The sequence below is a fragment of the Clostridium boliviensis genome, assembly GCF_033342255.1.
In the GTDB taxonomy this organism is placed as follows: domain Bacteria; phylum Bacillota; class Clostridia; order Lachnospirales; family Lachnospiraceae; genus Lacrimispora; species Lacrimispora boliviensis.
Window position 1 is genome coordinate 1 of the sequence record NZ_JAWONS010000163.1, and the last position, 297, is coordinate 297.

General features: G+C 63.0%; 1 protein-coding gene. It reads left to right on the plus strand.

From position 1 onward, the window contains the following. On the plus strand, window positions 1-297 hold a 297-nt coding region (locus RZO55_RS25795), incomplete at both ends, for an FAD-dependent oxidoreductase (RefSeq protein ID WP_336624285.1).

Sequence of the window (297 nt, forward strand, 5' to 3'; positions counted from 1 at the left end):
CCGCCCCACACCAGCGGCAGCCATCACGGAGAAACCCGGATCATCCGCCACGCTTACGGAGAAGGCCGGGAGTACATCCCCCTGGCCCTGCGCTCGCAACAACTGTGGATGGAGCTGGAGGAAGAGGCGGGAGAGAGGCTGTTTGCGAGAACGGGCGTCCTCGGGGTGGGAGCCCCTGATTCCCGCTTCATCCGGGAAACCATCGACGGGGCAAAAATCCACAATCTTCCCCTGGAACGGCTGTCTGCGGAAGAAATCATGCGGCGCTGGCCGGGCATCACGATTCCGGAAACCGAT